Raw genomic sequence first — 6,679 nt, 5'->3', positions numbered from 1 at the left:
AGGCGGACGGCACGATCACGGATCCTGCCGCACCCGCCCACCACCTGTCACATCGTCAGACAGTCGATTCGGTCACGACCTTCTGAATGCTTACCACTGGACAGCGCCCGGGCTGCTGATGCCTTGGCCTGCCACTTGGCGTGGACGGCGCGTCGGCGTTTGGCTTGCTTCTCGCATTGCCAACACAGCCAGCCCTTTTCGACAGCGACAACCGTGCTGTTGTGGCAGTCCTCCGTGGCGCAGCGTTGCCGTTTCGCGCCGCCCGGGGAAAGTTCCCACCCTCGGACGGGCGAGGCCCGGTAACCTGCGGGGCGGTCGCTGATCAGAAAGTCGCCGTGCCTGTATGGATCGAAGGTGACCAGTTCCGTGGGGGACGCATCGGGATAAGACCCGTACTTCCCGTGGTCGTGGCAGCGTTGACGCAGCCAGCGCAGCGCATGCTGGAAATCGATGGTGTCGATACTCCACACCCACGCCCGACCACGGAGGTCGAGCAAGGTCATTTGTCCCGCGCGGCCGGGCAGATGGGGAGCGTCGATCTGTTCCCAGTACCCCTCGTCTTCGTCGAGGACCAACGCCTCGCATCGGCCCTCGGCTGTCGCAGCCACGCAGGTCAGCTCGTCAAGAGGGCCGGGACAGATGCGGAGGAAACCACTGTATTTGATGACGTGCCGAGTACCGCCACGCTCTTCCGCAATGGCCGGATCGGGCTCTTGCACCTCGGCCTCGCCTCGCGGCCCGACGGGCGTCGGCACGAACAAGCCCTCGGCAATCGCCTTCTGTATGCGGATGGCCAGGGCGCGTACCAAGGGCTGCATGGCGGGATCGAGGTCGTCGTGTTCGACGGCCGGACAGACCGAGGAGTGCTTAACGCGGCAGTAGCCATAATCTCGCGGATTGGCTCCCAGGTAGGCGGTGCCGTTCGACAGGTGCCAGCGGTACCTGGGAGGCACAGCTCGGACGGGGAACTCCCTCGGGATGATCGGGACGCGAGTTCCCTCGAAAGTGTCATGCCACTCGACGGAGTTCCCACACCAAGTGCAGCGCTCGACACAGTCCTTGACTGGCGTCTTGGACTGGCTGCTGTGCCAGATCCGCATCCACGAACTCACGACGCTCCCGGAAAGACAGGGCAAGGGGCTGGACTTCACCAACGGCCACTTCGTCCAACGCGAAGGGTTATCTCCGGTTTTAGGCAGTTCGGGTGATTTACGGTTCCGGATTGGCGCGCCCACGAATTACCCTCTGCCTTGAAACGGTTACTCTCAGGGAGACGTGGATGAGTGGCGAACCGCCCTCGGATGAGCGGAAGGCCCAGTCGGCCCCGCCCGACGATGACCAGATGGAGCTGTTCACACCGGCTTCCGAGGCGCCGCCGATCCCGGTCCGTTCCGCAGCGCTCCATCCTCAGATCGAACTGCGCCGTCTCGTAGGTGAACTGACGCGGCGCTCGGGCTTGTCTTACTCACAGGTCAACAACCGCATCAACCGCGAAATCGGCGTACGCAGCCGGGCGGGCGCCGACCTGGACGTCATCCAGCAGGCAGCAGCCTTCGCGCGGGGCTGGCTGGAGCAACTGCGGGCTTCCACTGCGGACGAGCCCGAACCCACGGCACCGCCGGCCTCACCTGGCCCACAGACCAGCCATTTCGATCGGCCGACCTCCGCTCCTATCCCGCCGTCGTCCGGCTACGCGCCAATTACTGAGAGCAGGCCGGGCCACAGACAACGTCCCCCGGCTCCCCGCCATCGCCCCGCTCCGACAAGGGAGCAGGAGGCAGCCGTCGCCGCATTCCGTTCGGGCCAGAACCTCGCGCTGCAGGCCGGTGCCGGCACAGGAAAGACCACCACGCTCGTGATGCTGGCCCAAAGCGACCGCCGACGAGGCCGGTACGTGGCCTACAACACGTCAATCGCAACAGACGCCCGCCGCAAGTTTCCGGCCAACGTGAATTGCAAGACCGCGCATTCCCTTGCCTTCGCGGCTGTCGGCAACCGCTACGCCGAGCGGCTCAACGCCCCTCGCCAGCCCAGCTGGAAGACAGGCGAGGCTCTGGGCATCGCCGTCAACATGACCGTGCGGATCGGTGACCGCAAGGTGACCAACAAAGCGCTCTCATATACCGTGCTGCGCACCGTGAAGCGGTTCTGCTATTCAGCCGACACGGACTTCCGTCCCTACCACGTCCCCGTGCTTCGTGGCTTGGAGGACCAGCACTTTCACCTTCAGCTGGCCAACATCGTCCTCCCCTACGCCCGCCGGGCCTGGGAGGACCTGCAGAATCCCGACGAAGGCGTGGTCCGCTTCGAGCACGACCACTACCTGAAAATGTGGGCCCTGGGCAAGCCGAAGATCCATGCCGATTACCTGCTTCTGGACGAAGCACAGGACACCAACCCGGTGATCGAGGAGGTCTTCACCAACCAGCGCACGCACGCCCAGCTGGTCATGGTCGGCGACTCCGCTCAGGCCATCTACGGCTGGCGGGGAGCACGGGACGTGATGACCGACTTCGACGGCGACCAGCTCTCCCTGTCGCAGTCCTTCCGGTTCGGCCCAGCCCTGGCGGAGGAAGCCAACCGCTGGCTGGCGATCGTAGAAGCACCGATCCGTTTGCAGGGCACCCCCGACATCGACACGCTCATCGGGCCCGTAGCGGATCCCGACGCGATCCTGTGCCGTACCAACGTCGGCGCCATGATGGAGATCCTCGATCTGCTCAACAACAACCGCCGGGTCGCTCTGGTAGGAGGCGGCGATGCCCTGGCGGCCCTGGCCAGCGCCGCGGCTGATCTCAAAGCCGGGCGCCGCACGACCCACCCCGAACTTGTGCTCTTCCAAAGCTGGGGCGAATTGCAGGAGTACGCCACGTACGATCCGTCCGGACAGGACTTGCTGCCCCTCGTCGACGTAATCGACGAGCACGGCGTCGAAGTCATCCTGGACGCCGTGCACCGCCTCAGCCCCGAAACCCAGGCCGAAGTCACCGTCTCCACCGCCCACAAGGCCAAGGGCCGCGAATGGCCATCCGTACGGATCGCACCGGACTTCGAGCCTGCCCCCAGCGACGAGGTCGACGAAGAGGGCAACCCGCTGCCCAAGGAACTCAACCTGGAAGAGGCGCGTCTGGCCTATGTTGCCGTCACCCGAGCTCGCCGCCAACTCGACCCAGGCGGTCTCGGCTGGATCAACGATCGCCCCGACGGCGACCCGGGCGACGGTCCCACCCCAAACGCCCCGTCCTCACCATGGGAAAGACTCGGGCCCATTCCTCCAGCCGGAGCGGCCCGCTGCCCTCACGAACACTCGCGATCGGCCCATCGAGGGGACCTGACCGAATGAGCCCTTCGTCAAGGCCGGCCCCACGGAATCGGGTTCGGGCCACGCGCGCGGGCATTGCCCAGGTCAGACGCCCGAAGGACGATCCTTCGCAGAACTGGCCGAGTCCTTCTTGTCTTTGTGGGGGCTGCGCATGGCATTCGCGATCGCTGCCGCTGCCTCTTCGACGAGGTTGGCGGGAAGGGATGCAACGAGACCGTCCTTGACGGCCTGCATGACCCGGTTCACGATGTCGCGTTCACCCCGGCCGCGAGCTTCACCGACGGCAATGCGTGTCTCTTCGCTCATCCCAGCGAACCACGCTGTCTGCAATACATGTCCAAGGCACTCCGCGAGTTTCAGGGCGTCGGCCGTCGCATGCATGAAAGTGGATTCAGCTGGGTGCTTATCCTCCGTGCCTGGAGTCCTCAGCGAGAGCACACGCTCGACCTCTCCTGCCCCGGGGCGCTGGTCAAGAGGCGCGCCACCGCCGAGCAATGCCCGCCACGCCGCATTGATCAAGCCGTATCGAATGGCGGAGGCGACATGTCCCAACTCAGCGATGTAGTCGAGAAGCTCGGCTCGGGTGGTGCAATCGCCACCAACGCGAAGGAGCTCTTCGCCGGCCCGCCGGACAGCTTCGCTCTGCTCCATGCCGGGTTCGCTTCCGTTCTGGACAGCGAGGGTCTCATTCATCTCTGGCTTCTCCTTGATGGTGCTGGATAGCAGGGCCACCAGGTAGAACGAGCGGGAAGAGAGGATAGCGACGTCACCCTTGCCAGGCGTCGTCTTCGTCGTCGGAGTCCGCCTCCGGGATGCCGAGGAGGAGGCCGCTGAGTTTGCCGAAGATCCACTCACCGTTGGTGAGTGACTTGCCGTTGATCGTCACCGGGTGGACGAGCATAGCGGTGGCGGCGAGCACCGCCAGGGCTGCCTGTCTTGTACCGATGGTGGGGGCGAGCCGTTCATAGAGGCGGTGCAGCTGTGCCGCTCCGCGGGCCAGGATCTTGCCCTCGAAGTGCCATTCAGGGGTCTCCTCCCGCTTCTCCTTGAGGATGCTGAGCGCAGCGGGGACATCCTCGGGATTCCAGCTGTTGGGGTAGGCATCGAGCCACTCAATCGTGATGGTCAGCTGGTCGTCGTCCGACGCAGCGGAGGGCTTCTCTGCAGTTGCCTGCGGGATGGGAGCGGGCAGAGCTTCTTTGATCTGGGGGAGGCTGGTGTCGATCGGGCTGCTGTCGAGGACGTTGTAGAAGAGCGCCCGGGTCATCGCCGCCGGGCCGTGGCCCGGAATCTCGTTGAACGGCTTGATTTCCCAGTCGGGGTCTGCGACCGCGCGGTGGGCATGAGTTTCGAACTGGTTGATGGCATGAGTGCTCATGTGGGCGCGCGGAGCCCGAGGGTTCTTCTGCGCGGCTTCGGCTGCTGCCCGGGTCGCCCGCCAGACAAGGCTGTAGATCTCGCCGAGCGTTCGGTGCTCGGCGAGCTTGTAGGCCGCCTCGCTGAGACGGGCGGAGTGGTTCTCCGGGACAGCGGGGAGATGGATTTCTGCCAGCCTGTTGGAGAAGTAGCGCAGGGCTTCCTCAGCGATGAGTTCCTGGGCAGCGGCCAAGAGGTCGTCGTGATGTCCTGCGTGCATGCCGGCCGGGTCCAGGGCGGAGGCAAGGTGGGCGTCGAGTGCCTCTACGGCCTTCCCGGGGCTTGTGCCGTAGGGCGCGTAATAGCGGGCCGTCAGCGGATAGAAACTGCTGGTGAGCTGTGGCGTGGCAACCGCGCCCAGATCGCCCTCAGCCTCGCTCAGGGCGTCCTCGAACGTCTCCGGCACCCAGACGAAGGCTGTGACGGGGCTGGAGGGGTGGATCTTCAGCAGGCCCGCTCGCACCAGCGTTCCCAGGAGCGAGCCGATCTTGCTGGTGTCCGGGTACAGCGGGTCCGGCCAGGCGCTGATTTCAGCGATAGGCGACGTGGAGGGCGCGTAGCGCAGCAGCGCCAGGGCGCCGATCATGTCCCGGACGCCGGCGACGGGCAGTGTGGTGTGCTCCGACGGGAAGACGGCCGCGTATTCCTTCGCAACGCTCTCCTGCTGGGCCTGCTGCCATTGGGCGCGGGCCTCGTCGACGGCTTGCTGCGCCTGCGCCTTGGCCTTGGCGGCTTCCCGCTTGGCCTTGCGCGCAGGATCAAGGACAGCACGTACTGCGAGCAGGAGAGACTCGGTGCACTCCACGCAGGCGGGGTCGTTGCCGTCGCAGACCTGCTGGAACGCGGTCCGGGAGGCGAGACTGAGCGGCCCACCACATTCGGGACACTCCCGTCCGGGGACTACAGCCCGTACGCCAGCCGCCGCGACGACGTAAATCTGGTTACCCCACCCAGCGGTCTCGATGTCCGTTGTCTTCTCGCACCACACGGGTGTGCCGTAATCCGGAGCGAAGCCGGCCAAGGCCCAATAGCGCTCACCGATGGTCACAAGTTCCGCATCGGCCTCGTCGTCCGGGATGACTGCCGGGATGAGGTTGGAGAGGTCATCGACGGTCGGCTGCGGTTCGGGAAGGTCGGTCACGTCACCCACTGTAGAAGCCCCCGCTGACATTGCTGATCGGTTCATACCTGGCCGCTCACCGGCTGCAAGGGGCCATATACGAAGATCGCCGCTTACCGTTGCGCGCACGATGGCGCAGGTCCCTGTTGCGCACGAGGCTGGCTGAACCAGCGACGCCGTGACAGCGCGTGGAGGTGTGCCCGCGGCCGACGGGCACACCTTGGTGTGGCGTCTCAGTTCGGAGAGGGCCCCAACGTGTCCCAGGGAGAGGGAGGTTCGGGGTCCTGGCGCGGAGGTGTCCCGCCGGGGGTGCCGTCGGGGTGCTGGTTGATCCAGCCCAGACCGCCGATGTCGAGTCGGTGGCGGGCCCGGGTGACAGCGACGTATGCGAGGCGGGCTTCGGCGTCGTCGATGTCGCCAGGCAGAGGGTCACCGTTCTCGTCTGTCTCTTCCTGATCCATCGGCTCGGTGAAGTCCTCGCCGATGCGGACGGAAGCCCATTCTCGGCCCTTGGCCTTGTGGGCGGTGGAGACCACGATCTCAGCGCCCTGCTCGATGGAGAGTTTGTCCACCGCGTCGAGGATGACGTCGACGCCGTGTTCGTCGACGAGGTCGACCAGCGGCAGCAGGTCGCGGCCGGACGGGTCGTATTCGGCGTATTCCTGTAGCTCGCCCCAGGACTCGAAGAGGATCAGCTCGGGGTGGGTGCTCCGCTTGCCGGCTTTGAGAGGGCGGTATGAGAGTGCATAGGAGTTTTGTCGTCACCTGAACGTGTGGCGGTGCGGCATCCCGTCCGGTCGGCGGCCATGGGCATGTTGGGC

The 6,679-nt window shown here is 65.6% G+C and carries 5 protein-coding genes and 1 pseudogene; 2 read left to right on the top strand and 4 right to left on the bottom strand.

The window, feature by feature from the left end; genetic code table 11:
- Window positions 1-47 precede the first annotated feature (47 nt).
- Window positions 48-1,100 (bottom strand): DUF6083 domain-containing protein, encoded by a 1,053-nt coding sequence (locus ACFYMU_RS33265; RefSeq protein ID WP_388381436.1) that lies wholly within the window; start codon window positions 1,098-1,100, stop codon window positions 48-50.
- Between ACFYMU_RS33265 and ACFYMU_RS33260 the strand changes: the two genes are divergently transcribed.
- Both ACFYMU_RS33260 and ACFYMU_RS33255 read left to right on the top strand, forming a co-directional pair.
- Window positions 1,072-1,254 (top strand): hypothetical protein, encoded by a 183-nt coding sequence (locus tag ACFYMU_RS33260; protein WP_388381438.1) that lies wholly within the window; start codon window positions 1,072-1,074, stop codon window positions 1,252-1,254. The two genes, ACFYMU_RS33265 and ACFYMU_RS33260, sit on opposite strands and share 29 nt — an antisense overlap.
- A gap of 445 nt (window positions 1,255-1,699) precedes the next feature.
- Window positions 1,700-3,343, top strand: a complete 1,644-nt coding sequence (locus ACFYMU_RS33255; protein WP_388381435.1) for a UvrD-helicase domain-containing protein — start codon at window positions 1,700-1,702, stop codon at window positions 3,341-3,343.
- A gap of 63 nt (window positions 3,344-3,406) precedes the next feature.
- Here the strand turns inward: ACFYMU_RS33255 and ACFYMU_RS33250 are convergent, their stop codons facing one another.
- The 3 genes and pseudogenes from ACFYMU_RS33250 to ACFYMU_RS33240 form a co-directional block, all read right to left on the bottom strand.
- Window positions 3,407-4,015, bottom strand: coding sequence for a hypothetical protein (locus ACFYMU_RS33250; RefSeq protein ID WP_388381433.1), 609 nt, complete (start codon window positions 4,013-4,015; stop codon window positions 3,407-3,409).
- Between the two features lie 73 nt (window positions 4,016-4,088).
- Window positions 4,089-5,879 (bottom strand): hypothetical protein, encoded by a 1,791-nt coding sequence (locus ACFYMU_RS33245; protein WP_388381431.1) that lies wholly within the window; start codon window positions 5,877-5,879, stop codon window positions 4,089-4,091.
- Between the two features lie 212 nt (window positions 5,880-6,091).
- Window positions 6,092-6,604: pseudogene (locus tag ACFYMU_RS33240) on the bottom strand (3'-5' exonuclease); the annotation flags it as partial.
- Window positions 6,605-6,679 lie beyond the last annotated feature (75 nt).

Source organism: Streptomyces sp. NPDC007264 (assembly GCF_042869095.1).
GTDB lineage: Bacteria > Actinomycetota > Actinomycetes > Streptomycetales > Streptomycetaceae > Streptomyces.
The sequence above is the reverse complement of the archived record's forward strand: the minus strand, read 5'-3'. Positions and strand labels throughout refer to the sequence as shown.

Excerpts from the sequence above, each read along its gene's own strand:
- ACFYMU_RS33265 (WP_388381436.1), bottom strand. The coding sequence starts at position 1,100 with ATGCGGATCTGGCACAGCAGCCAGTCCAAGACGCCAGTCAAGGACTGT.
- ACFYMU_RS33250 (WP_388381433.1), bottom strand. The coding sequence starts at position 4,015 with ATGAATGAGACCCTCGCTGTCCAGAACGGAAGCGAACCCGGCATGGAG.